Here is a 19,290-nt window from a genome sequence, read left to right as displayed (position 1 = left end):
CTACCCCTACGTTCACTGACTGGCGACGCGGCCCCGTCTCGACCGGAACCCCGTCAGGAGTACGTCTCCCGAAGGTGGCCGAACACGTCGCCGACGATACCCCCGTCGTACGTCCAGAACCCCTCGAACTCGTTGGGTTCGCGCTCGGTCGCGACCAGCGCACAGTCGCGGTCGTCGGGCGCGTCGAACGCCACGAACCACGACTGGCGGATTTCGTCGCTGTCGGTGCCGTGGACCGTCAGCCACGGGACCTCCGGCGGTCGCCAGTCCGGGACACCGTAGGCGTGGATATCGACGCCATGGCTCGCGACGCGCTCGTAGAGGTCCCACTGGTCGCGGAACAGCGACAGGTCCTGGAACCCCGAGTGGAGTTCGCCGTCACCGGTGCGCCACGCCTGCTCTTCGATCTCTCGGGACGCGAGTATCATGCGTCGCTTCCCGTACGACGTGAACGTGGTGTTGCCGACGTGGGTGAGGATCTCCGGAACCGGGGTCTCGGCGATCTCCGCCGAGTCGACCAGCCCCGTCTCGAAGCTGACGGCCCGGCGAAGCGTCTCCAGATCGGCGGCCGCGAGGAACTCGCCGTCGTCGTGGAGCACCACGAAGTCGTCGGGGCCGTCGGGTGCGGTCGCCTCCTCGACGCTCACTCGCTGGACCGAGAAGTATTCCTCGACCGCCTGAACCGCCTCCGGATCGGACGAGTCGTAGACGGTCAGCGTTCGCGCCTCACCGGTCACGTCCTCGATGATGGACGAAAGTGTCATTTGCTGCGTCTGTCGAACCTTACGGCCGAATCATCTTAAAGGTGATACGAGGGGCAGGTGCTTCCGGAACCTCCGACCGAAACGGAGACCACCGCGGCCGAAGCGGAGACCACCTCGGCCGAAACGGCTTTCCTCCAGTCGATTTTTAGCGGTTGTACCATGGGAGGAGAGCATCCACGGACGGGGTGGCTGACGGTCGGGAGCTGGGCAGTGCTCGGAGTCTGCGCGCTGCTCGTCGTCGGAGTCCTGAGCGTCGCGGGGGCCGGGGGCGCGTGGGCGACCGAACCAGAGGGTAGTGCCGACGCACTGGCCGACGAACAGACTCACGCGCCGACGGACGCGGAGACCCACGCTTCGACCGACGCGGGAGTGACACAGCAGGGGGCGAACAACACGACCAACGTCACGATTCCGGTGGTCGAGGCGATGGGGGCGGCGGGGAACGAGACCAACGGCACCCCGGTCGGAGCCGAACTCAGCCGCGACACCAACGTCACCGACCTCGAACGGCCGACGATGATCTATCGGATAGACGTGCTGTTGCCCAACGACAGCATCTTCGTCGTGGACGTGAACGCGACCGACGGGTCGGTCAGGGAGGTGCGCCAGTCCGAGAACGGATCTGGGCTGTTCGATGGCCTGTTTGGCGGTGACGAGGGAGTGCCGACCGAGCAGGCCGAGGCGAGTTCGATCCGGTCCGCTATCGAGGCCGTGGAACTCCTCCGGAACCAGACCGGCGAGAACGCCACCGTCACGTCCGTCGAGTTGAGCGAGCAGGACGGCCAGCTTCGCTACACGATCGAGACGGTCTCCGGCGAGGGCATCCAGTCGACGGCCGTCGTGGCCGCCAACCCCGATGAGGACGGAGTGCTCACGACCGAAGCCGAGGGCGGGGGCTGACGTAATCGAATCGCGCCCGCGGCGACCCGACCCGCGAACGACAGGTATTACAGCACACTGTCCTAACGGTCGAATATGACAACTGGGGTCGTCCTGCTGAACTTCGGGGAGCCGGCCGAACCAACCCGCGAGCAAGTCGTCCCGTACCTCGAACGCATCTTCCTGAACAACGCGTCGCTGGAGGACGCCGACACGGAGGAAGAGGCCCGCGAGCGCGCCCGCCAGCTCGCCGAGCGGCGCGCGCCCGGCCTCATCGAAGAGTACGAGGAGATCGGCGGCTCGCCGTTGAATCCGCAGGCCGAAGCGCAGGCCGACGCGTTGGCCGGCGAACTCGGCGACCGCGGGTACGACGTCGAGACGTACGTCGGGATGCAGTTCACCGAGCCGTTCGTCGAGGACGCGGTCGAGGCCGCCCGCGAGGACGGCGTCGACTCGCTCGTCGGCCTGCCCGTCTACCCGCTCTGCGGGGCCTCCACGACGGTCGCCGCGCTAGAGGACCTGACCGACGCGGTCGAGGCCCGCGACTGGGACGCGCCGGTCGCCGAGATCACGGGCTGGCACCGCCATCCGGGGTACAACCAACTGCGAGCCGACAACGTCCGCCGGTTCGCGGACGCACACGGGCTGGACCTCGGCGACCCTGCCACAGAACTGGTGTACTCGGCCCACGGCACGCCGAGCCACTACCTCGACGAGGGCAGCCGGTACGACGCCTACGTCGAGGAGTTCTGCGAGGTGCTCGGTCGGAAGCTCGGCGTCCAGGACTACTCGGTGGGCTACCAGAACCACGAGAACCGCGACATCCCGTGGACCGAGCCCGAGGTCGAGGCCGTGGTCGAGGAACTCGGCGAGCGCGAGGACGTCGAGCGCGTCGTGGTCGAGCCGGTGAGCTTCATGCACGAGCAGAGCGAGACGCTGTCGGAGCTCGACGACGAACTCCGCGAGGAGGCCGAGGCCGTCGGACTCGACTTCTACCGCGTGCCGGTGCCCCACGACGACGACCGCTTCGGCTCGGTGCTGGCCGACCTCGCCGAGCCGTTCGTTGGCGAGTTCGACCCCGGCTACTACCAGTTCCGTCAGTGTGCGTGCGCCGAGGACCGCGACGCGATGTGTCTGAACGCCCCAGTCCAGCGGATATGACGGTCGGCAAACAGGGCCGGGGAGCGCGGAGGGCGGCGCTGCCGCCCGCCGTCCGCGCGGTGTGGTCGGTCGGCATCGTCGGCGGCGGCATCACCGGCCTCGCGCTGGCCCACTATCTCGACCGGCAGGGCGTCGACTACGTCCTGTTCGAGGCCGCACCCGACCCCGGCGGCGTGATCAGAAGCGAGCGCGTCGAGGGCTGCGTACTGGAGTGGGGCCCCCAGCGGATGCGCCGCACCGACCGGGTCGACGACCTTATCGCGGACCTCGGACTGGACGAGGAAGTTCGCACCGCCGATCCGGACCTCCCGGTGTGCGTGTACGCCGACGGTGAAATCCAGCCCGTGCCGACCTCGCCGTCGGCGTTCGCCTCGACCGACCTGCTGTCAGCCGAGGCCAAGCGCGAGGTACTCGCCGAACCGTTCACCGAGCCGGGGCGACCGGACGAGTCTGCCGGCGAATTGTTCACCCGGAAGTTCGGCGAGGAGACGTACCGGAACATGCTCGGCCCGCTGTTCGGCGGCGTCTACGGCTCGGACCCCGCGGAGATGCCGGTCGGCCACTCGCTGGCGGGGTTCCTCGCGCTCGAAGCCAAGGAGGGGAGCCTGCTGAAGGCCGCGTTCAAGCGCACGGCCGGCGGCCGCGACGCCCCGCCGGCCATCTCGTTCGACGACGGCCTCCAGCGACTCCCCGCCGCGCTCGCCGAGGCACACGCCGACTCGGTCCGACTCGGGACGCCCGTCACGGGAGTCGAGGCAGTCGACGACTCGTTCGCGCTGGAGTCGCCCGACGGGACGACCGAGGTCGAGCAGGTCGTCCTGACCACGCCCGCGGACCTGACCGCCGACCTCGTCGCGGACCTCGCGCCCGAGTCGGTCGGGGCGCTCCGCGGACTGAACTACAACTCGCTCGCGATGGTGTACCTCCGGACCGACCTCGACGCGAACGCCGACGAGGCCCCCGCGCCCGACGCGCTCGGCTATCAGGTCGGCTTCGGCGAGGACCTGCGGACGCTCGGCGCGTCGTGGAACGCGAGCATGTTCGACCGCGATATCTGTACGGTCTTCCTCGGCGGCATGCACGACCCCGAGGTGCTCGACGAGAGCGACAGCCGCATCGGTGAAATCGCGGCCGCGGAGTTCGAGGCGGTCACTGGCGCGCCGGCCGAAGTCGTGGACGTGAATCGGCTCCGGCGCGGGTTCCCGGCGTACGACCACTCGTGGGACGCCGTCGAGCAGGTGGAACTGCCGGACGGCGTTCGGCTGGCGACGAACTACACTTCACGGATGGGAATCCCGAGCCGGATTCGGGAGGCAGAGAGTCTGGCAGAGTCGCTGGCCGCGGCGTTGGCAGAGCCGACGGTCGAGAGTTGAATCCCGCCGGCCCGGAGTCGCATCGAAGGTTCTTTCTCGCGTTTCCGTCACGTCCCCGACATGGTTCCCGAACGCTCCCCCAGTCTACTCGACCTCCCCAGCGGCCGACTCGATCTCTCCCGGCGCCAACTCCTCGGCGGTCTGGGCCTCGCAACGGCCGGCGTCGCGGGCGCGACCACGCAGATGGGCGTCGGGCCGGTCGACGGATGGACGCCCTCGTTCGGCACGTGGCCCCACGACCGCTACGGCCCCGGAAACGCGGCGGCGAACCGTCACGCAAATGCGCCCGACGAGCCGACCGTGGCGTGGCGCACACAGCCCGTCGGACAGGTCGAGTCGATCGTCGTCGGTCCAGAGCGCGTCTACGTCGGCGGTGAGGTACGGCGAGATGGTCGCCATCCCGGCGTCGCGGCGCTGGACCGCGCGGACGGCGACGTGCTGTGGACCGCAAACACCGGCGGTGCGACGCTCGCCCTCCGCCGCGGGTCACTCTACGCGGCCGCCTACTGGGGTGAGTCGCAGGAACTGGTCGCACTCGACGCCGCGACGGGCGACCGGCAGTGGGGGTCGTCGGTCGAGAGCGTCCGGGGCCTCGTCGTGGCAGACGGCACCGTGTTCGCCGGGAGCCACTACCGCCTGACCGCGCTCGACGCCGATTCGGGCCGGACGCTGTGGACCGGCGACGGCGGCCTTCCGGCGGTCGCCGATAGCTCGCTGTTCGTCTCCGGCGGTGGCCTGCGCCGACACCGCCAGCGCCGGGTCAGCGACGTGTTGACTCACGGTCCGCCGCCGGTGGAGTGGAACGTGTCTGGCGGCGGCGGTCTCGTCTCACCCGCAGTGGCGAGCGACGTTGCCGTGGTCGGGCAGAGGCGACCGCCTCGCTCCGACGACCCCAGCGTGTACGCGTTCGACCTCGATACGGGCGAGCGAGCGTGGACCGCCGCGACGCCGCCGGAGGACGCCTTTCCCGTCCTGACCTGCTCGCCGGCGGTCGGGCGCAGGCGGGGGTTCTTCTCGTACCGCGAACGACAGGGGAGCGACCGCTACCACGCGCTGGTGGCCTGCTCGCTCGACGACGGGGCCGAACAGTGGCGTTGGGAGTCGAGCGACTGGGTCACCGAGGTCGCAGTCGGCGGCGAGACCGTTCTCGCGGGAACGGGTGCCGACTCCGACACGCCGGGTGAGGGTCGGAGTCGCCTGCTTGGATTCACGCCCGGCGGCGACCGCAAGTGGTCGTTCGAGACCGATTACGACGTGCGGGCCGTCGCGCCGGTCGCCGAGACGGTGTTCGTTGGGACCACTCCGGACGACGACGAGGGCGGGCCGGGCGTCGTGTACGCGCTTCGGTAGGGGGGTCGCGGCACGATCTCGGGCACGTTGGTCGATTCGAGTTCGATGGGCGCGTCGAGTCGGGACGAATCGGGGTTGGGGTATCGGGTCGGGACGAGTCGACCTGTCGCTCGGACCGGACCGAACCTTCACGAAAAGCCGAGGTCCGATGGCACGAACTCCCAAATGGGCAGCGGATAGAAATATTTACTATAATCCGAGTTCTCTTTTCTATCACGGTCGCCCGGCCCTCCTTCGCCGCGGGGTCCGCTCTCTACCATGTGGCAAGACATCGTCATCCTCGCAGGAAGCATCGTCGCGATAGCCAGCCTCGTCCCCACCCTCCTCGACGAGAACGCCTCCGTCCCGCTCTCGACGAGCGTTCCCACGCTCGTGGTCCTCTCCGGACAGGGGGTGGCGTTCTACTCGCTCGACCTCGTCGGGTCCGCGGTCGGCGCGGGCGCGGGATTCGTCATCTGGAGCCTCATCGCCTACTACAAGGCTCCGGAGGACGGCGAATCGGTCGCGGACCCGGCCTCCGAATCGACAACCCCCGAGCGACAGAACGGCGGCGTCCCCCACGCCGACTGAACCGAAATTGCAGACGCGGTCGTTCTACCACTCCCACTGCTTGGCGGTTTCGACGAACGCTCGCGCGTTCGCGACCGGCGTCTCGCGGTCGATACCGTGCCCGAGATTCAGGATGTGGCCCTCCGGCCCCGCTTTCTCGATGACGCGCTCGGTCTGCTCGCGCACGAAGTCGTCGTCGCCGAGCAGGTAGGAGGGGTCGAGGTTGCCCTGCACCGGCGTCTCGCCCAGTTCCTCACGAGCGTCCGCCATGTCGACCGTCCAGTCGAGGCTCACCACGTCCGCGCCCGAGTCGGCCAGCAGGTCGAGATTGCCGCCGGAGTTGCGCGCGAACGCGATGGACGGGACGTCGACCGCGTCGAAGATTCGCTGATGGAGCGGCTGGACGAACTCCCGGTAGTCGTCGGGCGTCAGCAGTCCGGCGTAGGTGTCGAACAGCTGGATCACGTCCGCGCCGGCCTCCTCCTGGAACTCCAGATAGTCGACAACCACGTCCGCGAACCGCTCCAGTAGGTCACGGAACGCCTCGGGATGCTCGACGCGGAAGCGCCGGATCGGTTTCTGGTCCCTGCCCGCGGGTTCGCCCGCGACCGCGTAGCACGCGAGGGTGAACGGGCCGCCGGCGAACCCGATGATGGACGTCTCGTCGCCGACGCTCCGCTGGAGGCGTTCGAGCAGCGCACCGACGTAATCCAGTTCCTCGCGCACGTCCGCGTGGCCCGCGGGCACGTCCGCGGGAGCCTCGACGGGGTTCTCGACCACGGGACCGACGCCGCTCTCGATGTGGTAGTCGAGCCCGAGCGGTTCCAGCACGGTCAGGATGTCCGAGTACATCACCAGTCCGTCGGGCTCGAAGCGGTCCCACGGCAGGAGCGTGATGCGCTCGGCCACCTCGGGCGTCGAGATGGCCTCCTTGAACGTGTAGTCCTCGCGAATGTCGCGGTACTCGGGGATGTAGCGGCCGGCCTGCCGCATCAGCCAGACCGGCGGTCGCTCGGTTCGCTCGCCGCGCGCGGCCCGCACCAGCAGATCGCTCATTACCCGCGGCTTAGCGCGGCGAGGGCTAATGGTTTCGGAATTCGCGGCGGAGACGTCAGGGCCCCAGCGGAACGCGTCCCGAATCTCAGAGCAGTCAGAACACTTAGAGCAGTTTCCGGAACTTTCCGAGCGGCGGGAACGACAGCACCTCGCCGGCGTCGCCGTCCCAGACCAGCGGTCGGAACGCGTCGGCGTCGGTCACGACCGGCGACTGGAAGTCGCGGGTCCGCATGCCGTTGACCAGCGTGCCGGGCGCGAGCCGGTTGAACGCCGGGAGCACCAGCACGTCCGCGCCCCGGTAGGTTCCCGGGCCGTACAGCAGGCAGGGGTGGCGCGCGCCCTCGATCTCGATGGCAGGGTGATCGTGGCCGACGACGTACCGTCTCGGCTCCTCCCCGGCATCCCCCACGGCCTCGGGTTCGTCGTGGCCGTGGTGGACCACGGTGTCGCCGACGCGGTACTCCTCGCGGAGCGTGATGTCACGGGAGTCCAGCATGGATTCGAGCATCGGGTCGTGGTTCCCCCGGACGACGACCAGCTCCGCGCCCGCGTCCGCGACCGTCTCGCAGACGTCCGCGAGGGTCTGGTCGACGCCGTCTGGGACGCGGTCGAACGCGTGGAGGAAGTCGCCCGCGACGACGACCTCCGCGGGGTCGAAGGCGGCGAGCAGGTCGGCCAGCCGGTCGGTCAGGTCGCCGCGCTCGCCCAGCGGTATCTCGACGGCGGAGGCGGCGTCCCGGCCGACGTGGAGGTCGGCGACCACCAGCGCGTCCTCGTCGGGCAGGTACACGCCCCGGTCGCGGAACTGCGCGTCCATCGGAGCCAGGTTGGGTCGCGCCCCCCTTCGGGGTTGCGGTCGGGTCGTCACGCATCGGGGTGTGCTCGCCAGCCGTCTCGTTCGTCGTCCGAACTCCGAGGTTTTTAACGCCCGGCCCGAGAGTTCGAAACATGGCCGACGTGCTGGAGAACAAGCGGGCCGCGACCCGGTTCCGCATCCTCGCCGAGATCGCCGACCGTCAGCCCGCGGTGAGTCAGGGCGAGATAGCGGAGGCGGTCGGCGTGACGAGTCAGGCCGTCAGCGAGTACATCCGTGCGCTCGTGGAGGACGGGCTGGTTGAGAAGGAGGGTCGCTCGCGCTACAGCGTCACGAAGGAGGGCGTCGACTGGCTGTTGCAGGCCGCCGGCGACGTGCGCCGCTACGCCGACCACGTCACCGAGGACATCCTCGGCAGCGTGCAGGAGGAGGCCGCTATCGCCACGGCCGACGTTGCGGAGGGCGAGGCGGTGACGCTCTCGCTTCGGGACGGCCTGCTCCACGCGACCCCCGGCGAGGAGGGCCCGGCGACCGGCGTGGCGACGACGGACGCCGAGGCGGGCACCGACGTCGGGGTCACCGGCTTCGAGGGCATCATCGACTTCGAGCCGGGCGAGGTCACCGTGTTTCAGGTGCCGCCGGTCCGCTCCGGCGGGGCGTGCGAAGTCGACGCCGACAGGCTGGCCGCGGCGTGCGAGGCGGCCGACCTCGTGGCCGCGACGGGTGTCGAGGCCGTGGTCGCGCTTCGACGGGCCGATTGCGAGCCGGCGACGACGTTCGCGGCGGGCGCGATGGCCGGGGAGGCCGCGGGCCGGGGGCTCGACTCCGTGGTCGTCGCCACTGCCGACATCGTGGGACGGGTCACCGACGCGCTCCGGGACGGGAACGTGGCGTACGAAGTGACGGAACTGGGGTGACGCGTGCCGACCCTGACGCGACCGTCTACGCGTCTTCTGCGGGCCCGTACCCCCGGATCTCCCCGTTGTCGAGACCCGTGAATCCGAAGTACGCCCAGTCACCAACGACGGCCATCGGGGTCGGATCGTCGTCCTCGAATTCGGTCGACCAGCGCTCCGTCCCGTCCTCGATGGAGAGCGCGTACAGCGTTTCCTCGTCGGTTCCAGCGTACACCGTCCCGTCTGCGGCAGTTGGGGTGCGGAACGTTCCGATAGCGTCGACGGCCCACAGCTCCGTTCCGTCCACTGGGTCGTAACAGGACAACTCCGTATTCGCTGGCGCGAACACCCGGCCGTCTGCCACTGCGGGCGACCCCGTCCCCGAGTCGCCGGTCGACCAGAGCGAACGACCGTCGGCCACGTCGAACGCCCGAACCGCTGCGTCGTCGGTCGCCACGAACACCGTTCCATCGGCGACTGTCGGCGGATACGCTATCTCTGCAGTGTCCGCGCGCCAGTTCTCCGTTCCGTCGGCCGCGTCGAGTGCCGCGAGCCCGCCGTCGGTGTAACCGACGTACACGGTCCCGGATTCGACGGCAGCGCCGGTCGCTCCCTCGCCCTCGACGGGCGTCGTCCACCGTTCGTCTCCCGTTTCGGCGTCGAACGCCTGTACCGCCGCCTCGTCACCGTCGAAGATCTCCCGCGTGCCGACGAAGACGGTTCCGTTCGCGACGACCGGTGAGTTGATGCCCGTTCCGCCGGCCAGGTCCGCCGTCCACGCGGCTGTTCCCGACTCGAGAGCTACGGCGTGAAGCTTGCTAGCCGCGTCGGCGACGTACACCGTCCCGTCGGCGATAGCTGCGGACCCGTTGATGGAGCCGTCAGTAGTGTACCGCCAGCGCTCGTCGCCCGTCTCGGCGTCGAACGCGTAGAGCGCACCCGTGTTCGTCGACACGACGACCGTCTCCCCGGCAACTGTCGGTTCGGCAGACGATAGGTCGTACGTGAGTTCGACGCGCCATCGCTCGTCGAGACCGTCACGTGGCCCCTCGGCGTTCGGGTTCCATCCGGTGTTCGCCGCGTCGTACTGGAACGACGGCCACGAGTCGTCGACCCCGTTGCCGGTCGCCGTGGTCTCTTCTTCCGTCGTCGGGTCGTCGGTCGTCGATTCGGCGTCAGTCGCGGGTGTGCTTTCGGTCGTCGCCTCGGTTTGAGTCGTCGAATCGGGCGATTGGTCGGTCTCGTCGTCGTTCGATCCCGTACAGCCCGCGAGACCGCCCAGGACAGTCGTGAGTCCGAGTGTAACGACGCGGCGTCGTCCCGTTCTCATTCGCGCAGGTAGTGTTTTCATTACACAAATATCTGACTGTCTCAGCGATGGGACAATCAAACCGGTCCGGCGGAGCGACGGACTCGAAATGGCGACTCAGCTCGTCCGACTCTTCGCCGCGGTGTACGCCTCCCGGACGCGCTGGAACTCCTCGCGGTCGCCGCCGTGGTCGGGGTGGACCTCCTTGACCCTCTCGCGATAGGCGCGCTTGACCTCTGCGAGCGTCGCGCCCTGTGGAACGCCAAGGATAGCGAACGCGGCCGCTCCGGGGTCGATGCGGTTCTCCTCGTCGCCCTCCCCGGAGAGGTCGGGCGTCTCGAACGGTAGCCGGTCGCCCAGATGCATGCCGGGCATCTCGTGTTCGACCAGCACCGCGACGGTGGGCGACCCCGCGATGCGGAAGTACGCCCGGGCGTCGAAGGTGATGGCGACGTCGCGCTCGGGCAGGTAGAACGCGACGTGCTGGCCCTCGACGAAGTGGTCCTCGGCGAACTCCTCGCCGATCGCCGAGAGGTACTCGCGGATCTCCACCCGGCGTCGACTCTCGCCAGTGTCACACGTGGCGGTCCGGGTCTCGCTGGGGAACAGCCGCGACCCGGCGACGAACACGACCGCGATGAGGGCTCCGATTCCGGCCGAGAGCCAGAGACCGACCACCAGCCACTCCGGGAACACGCCGAGTCGTACGGACCGTGCGGTAAAGAATCCCTCGCCGGTCGCGCCGTTTCTCCGAACGTTGCTCGGCGTCGGACGGCCCTCGCCGTTCGGTCTGGACCGGGCCTAACATTAATGTTTGTCGCCTAAGATAGTGCGAGTAGATGTCACCGCGAAGCGGTTATCAGGAGAGATGACAGTCGAGGACAAATCTGCGGACCGACAGGGGGAACTCGACCCCGGCGAGATACACAACGTCCTCCGGAACGACAGACGCCGACGGGCGTTGAAGCGGCTGCGAAGCGTCGGCGAGCAGATGGACGTGGACGAACTGGCCGAACACATCGCGTCGGTCGAGACCGGGGAGTCACCGCCGCCACGCGACGTGCGCAAGAGCGTGTACGTCTCGCTTCACCAGACACATCTCCCGAAGCTGAACGAACTCGACATAATCGAGTACGACCAGCGCGACCAGCAGATCGAACTCCGGGACCGGGCCGAGCAGGTCGAAGTCTACATGGAGGTGGTTCCGGAGGGCGACATCTCGTGGGCGACCTACTACCTCGGCGTAAGCGTCCTCGGCGTCATCACGCTGCTGGCGGTCGAGTTCGACCTCGTCTTCGTCTCCTCGTTCGGCCCGGCGTTCTGGTCGTGGTACTTCCTCGCGCTGGTCGGCGTCTCGTCACTGTACCACAGCTACCTCGAACGCAAGCACCGTGTGTTCGACGACTGACTACCGCCGACACTGTACTAGAACGCCTCCCGTTCCCGAGACACCACGCTTTTCCACGCGGCCCGCGAACGCCCAGCCATGGCAGACGACGAATCCAACGAGAGCGAGCCCGAGACCGAGTCCGAATCCGGCGAGGAGGGTGAGGAGAAGTCCTTCCGCGAACGCGTCGAGGAGATCCGCGAGAAGCGCGCCGAGGAAGGCGAGGGCGAGGGTGACGAGGACCGACGCGAGAAGATGGAGGAGATGATGGGTGGCGGCGGCCCCGGCGGCATGGGCGGCGGCGGCGGCGGCGGCAACCCGTTCGCGCAGATGATGGGCGGCATGATGGGCGGCGGCCCCGGCGGCATGGGCGGCGGTCCGGGCGGCCCCGGCGGCCGACCCGGCGAGAGCGAGAGCGCCGGTAACGAGGAACTCGTCCGCGAGGTCCGACAGCTCCGCGACGAGGTCCGGGACGCGACCCGACAGCTCCAGCGCATCGCCGACGCCGTCGAGGATCTCGACGACTGAGCGCAGTCGACTCGATCAATCAGTTCTCGTTTTTTGGAGTCGATCTGGCTGGTAGCGGCATCTCGACGTAGCTGGCGTCAGTTTCCTCGGAGTCAGTTTGTCTTCGAAAGCCCCCGCCCGCCCGCGGTCGCTCAGCGGGATATGTCGCGCCCGCAGAACTGCGGGCGCGACATAGTGGCCGCGCTGAGACGACCAAGCGTTACGCGAGCGGGCGGCCCCTTTCAGTCCACCCAGACATGGAGAGTGTCCGACCGAGCGCGTGCTGGTGGGCAGTGGCATCAGGTGCGTTCCGGTAGAATAAGACGCCGAGTGCATTCCGGTGGAATGGGACACTGGGCGCATGCCAGTAGCGGCGGTCGGTTGCGCCGTCCGAGAGGTCGTCAATCGATACCACGGTACGAGACTCCATGACCGTTTCCGAGAGCCGTAGATTTATTACCGCAACCGCGGCTATTTCGGTTCGTAACAGTGGCCGAGTCGAGCGGCGGATCCCTCCGGCTCTTCGGAAATCGGGAGTTCTTGGCGCTCGCCAGCACCGCGTTCGCCCGGAGTCAGGCGTACTCGACCATCATCATCGCGCTGGCGCTGTACGCCGACGCGTTCGACACGACCGGCACGGTCGAGGGGCTGTTCGGCACCGCGTTCGCCGCGGTCCAGTTGCTCATCGTGCTCCCGCTCGGGCGGTACATCGACCTCCGGAACTCGAAGCGACTCCTGCTGGCGGGGCTGGTGGTCAACGTCGGCGTGTTCGTCGGGTTCATGTACGTCTCGACCGTCGAGCACGTCATCCTGCTCCGGGTGGTGCAGGGGTTCGGCGCGAGCGTGCTCTGGATTACGGGGACGACGGTCGTGGGCGAGATCAGCCCCGACGACTCGCGCGGGCTGTGGATCGGCACGTACAATCAGGTCGGGGCGTTCTCCAGCCTCTTCGGCGACGTGTTCGGCGGGTTGCTCCTGTTCCTCTACGGGTTCGACCTGACCTACGCGGTGCTGTCGGCGTTCACCATCGGCGCGTTCGTCGCCGTGTTCGGCGCGCTCCGGGACGACCCCGGCGGCACGGCCGACCCCGAGGAAGCCACCGGACTGGAGACCATCCGGGAACTGCTGGGCCGGCGCGCGATTCAGGCGCTGGTCTTCTTCCGCGGATCGTTCAGCGTGGGCAAGATGGCGGTCATCATCTTCCTACCCATCTACGCCCGGACCGGCTTCGGCATCAACGCCTTCCTCATCGGCGGCATCATGGCTGGCGGGAAACTCACCAAGGCGCTCACGCAGGGCTGGGTCGGCGATCTGACCGACCGGGTGGGCAGGCGCGAGCGGTTCGTCCTCGCCGGCGCGCTCGTCTACGCGGTCGGGGTCGCGCTCATCCCGCTGGCCGGCTTCGCGGAGGGGTTCGTCCCCGGCGTGACGCTCGCGGCGTTCGGCGAGCAGATGGCGCTGCCCGGAGCCTTCTTCGTCCTGTTCGCGGCGTACGCGGTGCTGGGCATCGGCGACAGCCTCCGGCTTCCCGCGAGCATGGCGCTGTTCGTCGAGGAGGGCGAGTACTTCGACGCGGTGGGGTCGAGCCTCTCGCTGCGCTCCATCGCGTGGAAGGTCGGGCAGGTCGGCGGCCCCGTACTGGTCGGCGCGATCTGGGACGCTACCTCGGTCCTCGTGGCGTTCTGGACCGCCGCGGCGTTCATCGTCGTCTCGACCGGCGCGTTCGCCTACCTGTTCTCGACCGAGGCCGCGCCCGACCACGTCGCGGCCACCGCCGACGACTGAGCGGGAACTCGGGACGGTCGAGAGGCAGTGTTCGGATACACGCGAGTAACCACTAGGTTTCGCGGAGTGACTCAACCGACTTCCTGGTGGACTGAAAGGGCGAGGGCGGTCGACGAACCCCGGCGATGCAAGCACTGTACCGAACGACTGTAGGGAGTGAGGGAAGGGCGCACCGAGCCGCGGGAGGTTCGTGAGCGAAGCGAACGAACCCTCGGCAGACGCAGCCCGCGCAGGCCGAAGGCCGAGCAGGACCGTCTGCCCGCGGTCGAGCGCCCGAGGGCTTTCGAAGATGTCGCTCCAAATCAAACTCCGTAACGGAATACTACTATTTGGAGAAATCCGGAGAAGCAGTCCGATTACGAGACGGCCATCTCGTCCGCGCGCTTGATGACCTCGACGTCCTCGGCATCGACTGACTCGACTTCGAGCCAGTGAGGCACGAAGTTGCGCCGCGCGAAGTCGTCGCGCTCGTCCTCGGTCCCGATGGTACACCACAGCTGGGGTTCGTCGGGGCCGTGCCACTCGCCCTGCCGCTTGACGGAGAAGCAGACGCGCTCGCCGCCGTCGTACTCGATGACGGCGTTCTTCCGGATGCCCGGGTTTCCGTGGATGATGAGCGTCTTCATGGTTCAGGGTTCGGAAGGATGGCGTTTAAGCGCTTCGGGAGCGTTCGGAGGACGACCATGATTTCGATATTGGGTGGCGTTTTCGGTGCTGGAGTGTTGCGGACTGTGAGTCGGGAGTTTGGAATCGGAAGTTAGTGTCGAGAAGCTCGCTATCGCTTGCGCCTCGGCGTGACCGCACCGCAACCGCACAGCACCGCGCCGCACCGCGACCGCGGGCCTCGAACCTCCCCAGCCGCCTGCGCGTCTCGGGCTTCGCCCTGCGATGGCTGCGGGCGACCCACGAGTCGCCCGCACGGTACGCGAGGCGCGATTAGCCTCGCCATGCTCGTCTCTCGGGCGCGCTGGCGGGGAGCTCTCGTGCGCCCCGCCAGCGCGCGCCGGGCCGGAAGTCAAACAAGCGCGCGCCGAAGACGAACTCCTCGATAACCTGACGAAAAGCTCGTGCGCCTGACGGACCGCTCAGTCACCTGAGGAACTCCTCGATGGCCTCGGCGACCGACTCGTCGCGGTCGTCGACCCGGCGCTCGTGGCAGGCCGTGCAGACCAATCCCTCCTCGCCGACCGGCGCACGGTCCGAGTCGCTCTCCTCGGGGCCGAAGTAGTATCCGCAGTCGGCACAGACCAGCAGATCGTCGGCGGGCACGAGGAGCCCCCGAGTCGACCGATACGCGGCCTCGCCGGCGAGCAGGTCCTCTGGCGCGGGGGCGTCGGGCCAGCGAGGCGTCGCCGCGAGGCGGTCGGCGTGGGCGTCTCCGAGGTGGTCCGCGCCGGCTTCGCGGGCGTCCTCGCGAGCCGACTCGCTGTCCTCACCGGTTCCGCGTACGCGGTGCGTGCAGAGGACGCACTCGAAGCGATGCTCGACGGTTATGCTGGCTCCGGAGCGTTCTCCCGCTCGGCCGGCCCCGAGCGTATCGTTGCGCCATCGGCGAGTTCGTACGCCGTGGTCTCGCGATCCGTGAGGTAGTAGTTTCGCACGCGCTGGATTGGGCCGGATCCAGAGAGCGCTGCCAGCAGCTCTGCGACTCCGGTTGCGGAATCGGTCGGGTCTTCAGTCGCGGAATCGACAGGATGTTCGGTCACGGAATCACCCTCCATTTCTGGCAGATCAGGGGCTCGGTTCCACCGGGATCGGCCGGATAGCGAAACTCGTCTCTGTCGTGGGGAGCGAAGTGCGGGTTCATGCGTACCACCGTCGACCGCGGACGTGGAGACCGAGAGGGCACACCACCACGAGTCCCGTCCGCGGCGTCTATCCTATCGTTCGGTCGGACCGGGCTTAAACTCGCGCCACGCTCGGCGAAAGTAAAACTGGGCGAGGAGACGTACGAGTGAGTAGATCGAGGACCGTAAATCGGGGACGACCGCGACCCGTGCCGGGTCGAGCGCCCGCGCCGAACCAAACGGGTTTTAAGCCCCGTGCCCTTACGCTTCGGCAAGGTAGATATCTATGCAGATGCCACGACGCTTCAACACGTACTGCCCTCACTGCAACGAGCATCAGGAACACGAGGTTCAGAAGGTCCGGACCGGTCGCTCGACCGGCATGAAGTGGGACCAGCGCAAGCAGCGCGAGGGCTCGAAGGGTATCGGCAACCGCGGTCGGTTCTCGAAGGTGCCCGGTGGCGACAAGCCCACCAAGAAGACCGACCTGAAGTACATGTGCAGCGACTGCGGCAAGGCCCACCTCCGCGAGGGATGGCGGGCCGGCCGGCTGGAGCTGGAGGACTGACGATGGCAGGGAACTTCTACACCGTCCAGTGTCCCGACTGCGACAACGAACAGACCGTCTTCGACAAGGCCGCGAACGAGGTCGCCTGCGCGGTCTGCGGCGCGACGCTCGCCCGCCCGACCGGGGGTAAGGCCCAGTTCGAGGGCGAAGTGACCGAGACAGTCCAAGCGCGATGAAGTTCAGCGGCTGGCCCGACCCCGGCGAACTCGTCGTGGGCAAGATCGACGAGATCGAGGACTTCGGCGTGTTCGTGGACCTCTCGGAGTACGAGGGCAAGCGCGGACTCGTCCACGTCAGCGAGGTCGCCAGCGGCTGGATCAAGAACATCCGCGACCACGTCAACGAAGGACAGACCGTCGTCGCGAAGGTGCTCGACGTCGACGAGGACTCCCAGCAGATCGACCTCTCGCTGAAGGACGTCAACGACCACCAGCGCTCCGAGAAGATCCAGGAGTGGAAGAACGAGCAGAAGGCGGGCAACTGGATGGAACTCGCGTTCGGCGAGGACATCGACGACGAGAAGTACACCCACGTCGCCAACGAGATGCTCGCGGAGTTCGGCGGCCTCTACGGCGGCTTCGAGCAGGCGGCCATCCACGGGCCGGAAGCGCTCGACTCCACCGACCTCACCGACGAGGAGGTCGAGAAGATCGTCGACACGGCCCGGGAGAACGTCTCGGTGCCGTACGTCACCGTCACGGGCTACGTCGACCTCGAATCGGCGTCGAGCGGTGGCGTCGACGACATCAAGGAGGCGCTGCAGGCCGCGGAGGGCAACGGCGACATCCCCGACGAGGTCGAACTCGAAGTGACCTACGTCGGCGCGCCCGAGTACCGCATCCGGGTGAAGGCGCCCAACTACAAGACCGCCGAGTCCCAGCTCGAATCCAGCGCAGCGCGCGCCGAGGACGCCATCGAGACCGTCGGCGGCAGCGGCGCGTTCCACCGCGAGCGCCGGACCGACGACGAGTAACGCGTCACTTTTCTCGCGATGAAATCCGACATTCTGGTCTGCTCGGCGTGGCGCGACCGACACGACCGGCCGGTGTACACGCTGTGCGAAACCTGCCCCGACTGCGGAGCCGACGCCGTCAACAGCGCGCCCGCGCCGTTCAACCCCGAGGACCCTCACGGCGAGTACCGACGGGCACTTAAGGAGCGCGCCCGGGAGTAAGCCACATGGACGAAATCGACATCGAGGCGGTCGCCGACCCCGAGTTGCGCGACCCCGTGCTGGTCGAGGGGCTGCCGGGCGTCGGCCACGTCGGCAAACTGGCTGCCGAGCACCTGCTCGAGGAGAAGGAGAGCGAACTGGTCCGGCGCGTCTACTCCGAGTACTTCCCGCCGCAGGTGTCGGTCCACGACAACGGCACCGCCGACCTCGTCGCCGCGGAGATCCACGCCGTGGAACTCGACGAGCGCGACCTGCTGGTGCTGACCGGCGACCATCAGGCCAGCGACAACGCGGGCCACTACCGGCTCACCGAGGCGTTCCTCGACGTGGCCGAGTCGTTCGACGTCGAGACGGCGTACGCGCTCGGCGGGGTTCCAACGGGCGAACTCATGGAGGAGTACGCGGTGCTGGGCGCGGCAACCGACGAGGAGTTCGTCGAGGAGCTTCGGGAGGTCGGCGTCGAGTTCCGCGAGGACGAACCTGCGGGCGGCATCGTCGGCACCAGCGGCCTCCTGCTCGGCCTCGGTGAGCGCCGCGGCGTCCGGGCGGCCTGCCTGATGGGCGAGACCAGCGGCTACCTCGTCGACCCCAAGAGCGCCCGCGCGGTGCTCGAAGTGCTGGAGGAGGCGCTCGGATTCGAGGTCGACTTCGAGTCGCTGGAGGATCGGGCCGACGAGATGGAGGACGTGGCGAACAAGATTCAGGAGATGGAGAGCCAGCAGTCCGGGATGCCGACCGACGAGGACCTGCGGTACATCGGGTAGACAGACGCCGGGTTTTCCGGTATCGAGCTTTCGTCAGTATCGAGTTTCCATCAGCTCGTTTACATTGCGGCCGCGCTCGTCGTGAGCGACGAGCCTGGCCGCCGTCCAGATTCGTGGTGGGCACCCCTCCCGTGGGACGCGCGTCTGACGCAACGTTTACTTGTTCGCGTGCGATTGCGCACACATGACAAGCCTCGCGGAGGCCTACGAGGAGAACGTCGGCGAGGTCGGCAACGTCCGGCTCCTCTACCTCGGGCTCGGGCTGTTCGCCGCCGGGGCGCTGCTCGTCGTCCTCGCTATCCTGTTCGCGACGACGGGACTTCGGGAACTGTTCGGGCTGCACCAGTTGGCGGCCCGTCAAGTCGCCGGGGTACTCGCCGGGCTCGGCGTCCCCGCAGTGTTCGTCGGCATCTTCAGCGTCCTGCCCGCGAGCCAGCGCGTTCGCGCCGCGGCTGCAATCGGTGCGGGAATCTCGGTGCTTGGCGTCGCGCTGTTCACCTACGCCTACCCCCGACACTGGGCGGGCTACAACCGACAGCTCACCCTGCCGGTCGTGGCGGTGTACTTCGTCGGCGTGCTGATCACCTTCGGCTGCCTGTTCGTCGCGGTGGTGAACTTCAAGACGCGTAACGACCCCGGCGGCACCGTCACGCTCCAAGTCGATCGCGGCGGCGAGGTCGAGACGGTCGAGGTCGACCGCGAGGACCTGGCGGACGCCGAAGCGCTCTCGGAACTCGGCGCGCTCGAATCCACCGACGGCGGTGAGCAGACCGTCGGTCTGCGAGCCTCGTCGGACGCCTCGTCCGACGGCGGCACAGACGCGCCCAAGACCGGCCTCGGCGGCGTGGCGTTCATGGGCCAGACGCCCGACGGCGAGCTTCCGACCCAGACCAACCAGTCCCAGCAGGCGGGCCGCGGCCCGACGACGAGCGACGGCGGGACCGCGACGGGCGACGACATTCGCTCGCCGCTGGACGACGCCGCCGGGTCGGCGGCCGGACCGGACACCCAGCGCGCCACCGACACCTACTGCGGCAACTGCAAGCAGTTCCGCTACGTCCGGACGAACGACGGGATGGTGCCGTACTGCGGCTACTACGACCGGACGATGGAGGACATGGACGCCTGCGAGCAGTGGGAGCCGAACAACTGATTGCGACCCGTTTT

At 68.1% G+C, this 19,290-nt stretch carries 23 protein-coding genes; 15 read left to right on the top strand and 8 right to left on the bottom strand.

Annotated features, from left to right (window positions below; translation table 11 throughout):
* Window positions 1–53: 53 nt before the first annotated feature.
* A complete protein-coding gene (locus DPQ64_RS02375; protein ID WP_115862760.1) occupies window positions 54–764 on the bottom strand; it encodes a DICT sensory domain-containing protein in 711 nt (236 codons plus the stop codon).
* Between the two features lie 159 nt (window positions 765–923).
* On the opposite strand from DPQ64_RS02375, the gene DPQ64_RS02370 reads away from it, so the two are divergent.
* The 5 genes from DPQ64_RS02370 to DPQ64_RS02350 all read left to right on the top strand — a co-directional run bounded on the left by DPQ64_RS02370 (window position 924) and on the right by DPQ64_RS02350 (window position 6,097).
* Window positions 924–1,664, top strand: a complete 741-nt coding sequence (locus DPQ64_RS02370) for a PepSY domain-containing protein (RefSeq protein ID WP_115862759.1) — start codon at window positions 924–926, stop codon at window positions 1,662–1,664.
* A 75-nt stretch (window positions 1,665–1,739) separates the two neighbouring features.
* Complete coding sequence (gene hemH, locus DPQ64_RS02365) at window positions 1,740–2,804, top strand: ferrochelatase (protein ID WP_115862758.1); 1,065 nt, start codon at window positions 1,740–1,742, stop codon at window positions 2,802–2,804.
* On the top strand, window positions 2,801–4,177 hold the full coding sequence (gene hemG / locus DPQ64_RS02360) for a protoporphyrinogen oxidase (protein WP_115862757.1): 1,377 nt from the start codon (window positions 2,801–2,803) through the stop codon (window positions 4,175–4,177). The genes hemH and hemG overlap by 4 nt, the downstream gene beginning before the upstream one ends.
* Window positions 4,178–4,237: 60 nt before the next feature.
* Complete coding sequence (locus DPQ64_RS02355) at window positions 4,238–5,527, top strand: outer membrane protein assembly factor BamB family protein (protein WP_115862756.1); 1,290 nt, start codon at window positions 4,238–4,240, stop codon at window positions 5,525–5,527.
* A gap of 258 nt (window positions 5,528–5,785) precedes the next feature.
* Window positions 5,786–6,097, top strand: a complete 312-nt coding sequence (locus DPQ64_RS02350) for a hypothetical protein (RefSeq protein WP_115862755.1) — start codon at window positions 5,786–5,788, stop codon at window positions 6,095–6,097.
* Between the two features lie 24 nt (window positions 6,098–6,121).
* Here the strand turns inward: DPQ64_RS02350 and hemE are convergent, their stop codons facing one another.
* Entirely contained in the window at window positions 6,122–7,132 is a 1,011-nt protein-coding gene (hemE, locus tag DPQ64_RS02345) for a uroporphyrinogen decarboxylase (protein WP_115862754.1), read from the bottom strand.
* A 103-nt stretch (window positions 7,133–7,235) separates the two neighbouring features.
* Window positions 7,236–7,949, bottom strand: a complete 714-nt coding sequence (locus tag DPQ64_RS02340; RefSeq protein ID WP_115862753.1) for a metallophosphoesterase family protein — start codon at window positions 7,947–7,949, stop codon at window positions 7,236–7,238.
* A gap of 131 nt (window positions 7,950–8,080) precedes the next feature.
* Between DPQ64_RS02340 and DPQ64_RS02335 the strand changes: the two genes are divergently transcribed.
* The gene (locus DPQ64_RS02335; RefSeq protein WP_115862752.1) at window positions 8,081–8,863 is read left to right on the top strand and encodes a DUF7839 domain-containing protein; all 783 of its coding nucleotides are present in this window, start codon (window positions 8,081–8,083) and stop codon (window positions 8,861–8,863) included.
* A 25-nt stretch (window positions 8,864–8,888) separates the two neighbouring features.
* On the opposite strand, the gene DPQ64_RS02330 is transcribed toward DPQ64_RS02335, so the two are convergent.
* Together DPQ64_RS02330 and DPQ64_RS02325 are read right to left on the bottom strand one after the other, a co-directional pair.
* The gene (locus DPQ64_RS02330; protein WP_157971556.1) at window positions 8,889–10,172 is read right to left on the bottom strand and encodes an outer membrane protein assembly factor BamB family protein; all 1,284 of its coding nucleotides are present in this window, start codon (window positions 10,170–10,172) and stop codon (window positions 8,889–8,891) included.
* Window positions 10,173–10,268: 96 nt separating this feature from the next.
* On the bottom strand, window positions 10,269–10,847 hold the full coding sequence (locus tag DPQ64_RS02325; RefSeq protein WP_115862750.1) for a J domain-containing protein: 579 nt from the start codon (window positions 10,845–10,847) through the stop codon (window positions 10,269–10,271).
* Between the two features lie 172 nt (window positions 10,848–11,019).
* Here DPQ64_RS02325 and DPQ64_RS02320 point away from each other — a divergent pair, with 172 nt between their 5' ends.
* The 3 genes from DPQ64_RS02320 (at window position 11,020) to DPQ64_RS02310 (ending at window position 13,830) form a co-directional block, all read left to right on the top strand.
* Window positions 11,020–11,559, top strand: a complete 540-nt coding sequence (locus tag DPQ64_RS02320; RefSeq protein WP_115862749.1) for a DUF7344 domain-containing protein — start codon at window positions 11,020–11,022, stop codon at window positions 11,557–11,559.
* Between the two features lie 78 nt (window positions 11,560–11,637).
* Window positions 11,638–12,066: a hypothetical protein gene (locus tag DPQ64_RS02315; protein ID WP_115862748.1), complete on the top strand. Its 429-nt coding sequence runs from the start codon at window positions 11,638–11,640 to the stop codon at window positions 12,064–12,066.
* Between the two features lie 468 nt (window positions 12,067–12,534).
* Window positions 12,535–13,830 carry an MFS transporter gene (locus DPQ64_RS02310; RefSeq protein WP_115862747.1) on the top strand — a complete coding sequence of 432 codons (1,296 nt, stop codon included), beginning with the start codon at window positions 12,535–12,537 and terminating at the stop codon, window positions 13,828–13,830.
* A gap of 356 nt (window positions 13,831–14,186) precedes the next feature.
* Here the strand turns inward: DPQ64_RS02310 and DPQ64_RS02305 are convergent, their stop codons facing one another.
* From DPQ64_RS02305 to DPQ64_RS02295, 3 genes are all read right to left on the bottom strand, one after another.
* Window positions 14,187–14,456, bottom strand: a complete 270-nt coding sequence (locus tag DPQ64_RS02305; protein ID WP_115862746.1) for an HAH_0734 family protein — start codon at window positions 14,454–14,456, stop codon at window positions 14,187–14,189.
* A gap of 463 nt (window positions 14,457–14,919) precedes the next feature.
* Complete coding sequence (locus DPQ64_RS02300; RefSeq protein ID WP_115862745.1) at window positions 14,920–15,099, bottom strand: hypothetical protein; 180 nt, start codon at window positions 15,097–15,099, stop codon at window positions 14,920–14,922.
* A 221-nt stretch (window positions 15,100–15,320) separates the two neighbouring features.
* Window positions 15,321–15,536 (bottom strand): hypothetical protein, encoded by a 216-nt coding sequence (locus DPQ64_RS02295; protein WP_157971555.1) that lies wholly within the window; start codon window positions 15,534–15,536, stop codon window positions 15,321–15,323.
* A 367-nt stretch (window positions 15,537–15,903) separates the two neighbouring features.
* Here DPQ64_RS02295 and DPQ64_RS02290 point away from each other — a divergent pair, with 367 nt between their 5' ends.
* From DPQ64_RS02290 to DPQ64_RS02265, 6 genes are all read left to right on the top strand, one after another.
* Window positions 15,904–16,185 (top strand): 50S ribosomal protein L44e, encoded by a 282-nt coding sequence (locus DPQ64_RS02290; RefSeq protein ID WP_115862743.1) that lies wholly within the window; start codon window positions 15,904–15,906, stop codon window positions 16,183–16,185.
* A 2-nt stretch (window positions 16,186–16,187) separates the two neighbouring features.
* The gene (locus DPQ64_RS02285; RefSeq protein WP_115862742.1) at window positions 16,188–16,361 is read left to right on the top strand and encodes a 30S ribosomal protein S27e; all 174 of its coding nucleotides are present in this window, start codon (window positions 16,188–16,190) and stop codon (window positions 16,359–16,361) included.
* Entirely contained in the window at window positions 16,358–17,158 is an 801-nt protein-coding gene (locus DPQ64_RS02280) for a translation initiation factor IF-2 subunit alpha (RefSeq protein WP_115862741.1), read from the top strand. Before DPQ64_RS02285 ends, DPQ64_RS02280 begins: the two co-directional genes overlap by 4 nt.
* An 18-nt stretch (window positions 17,159–17,176) precedes the next feature.
* On the top strand, window positions 17,177–17,359 hold the full coding sequence (locus tag DPQ64_RS02275) for an RNA-protein complex protein Nop10 (protein ID WP_115862740.1): 183 nt from the start codon (window positions 17,177–17,179) through the stop codon (window positions 17,357–17,359).
* Window positions 17,360–17,364: 5 nt separating this feature from the next.
* Window positions 17,365–18,123 (top strand): proteasome assembly chaperone family protein, encoded by a 759-nt coding sequence (locus DPQ64_RS02270; RefSeq protein WP_115862739.1) that lies wholly within the window; start codon window positions 17,365–17,367, stop codon window positions 18,121–18,123.
* 184 nt (window positions 18,124–18,307) lie between these two features.
* Window positions 18,308–19,276 (top strand): DUF7139 domain-containing protein, encoded by a 969-nt coding sequence (locus DPQ64_RS02265; protein WP_115862738.1) that lies wholly within the window; start codon window positions 18,308–18,310, stop codon window positions 19,274–19,276.
* Window positions 19,277–19,290: the final 14 nt, after the last annotated feature.

Origin of the sequence: Halorussus litoreus (genome assembly GCF_003382685.1) — an archaeon.
GTDB lineage: Archaea > Halobacteriota > Halobacteria > Halobacteriales > Haladaptataceae > Halorussus > Halorussus litoreus.
The sequence above is the reverse complement of the archived record's forward strand: the minus strand, read 5'-3'. Positions and strand labels throughout refer to the sequence as shown.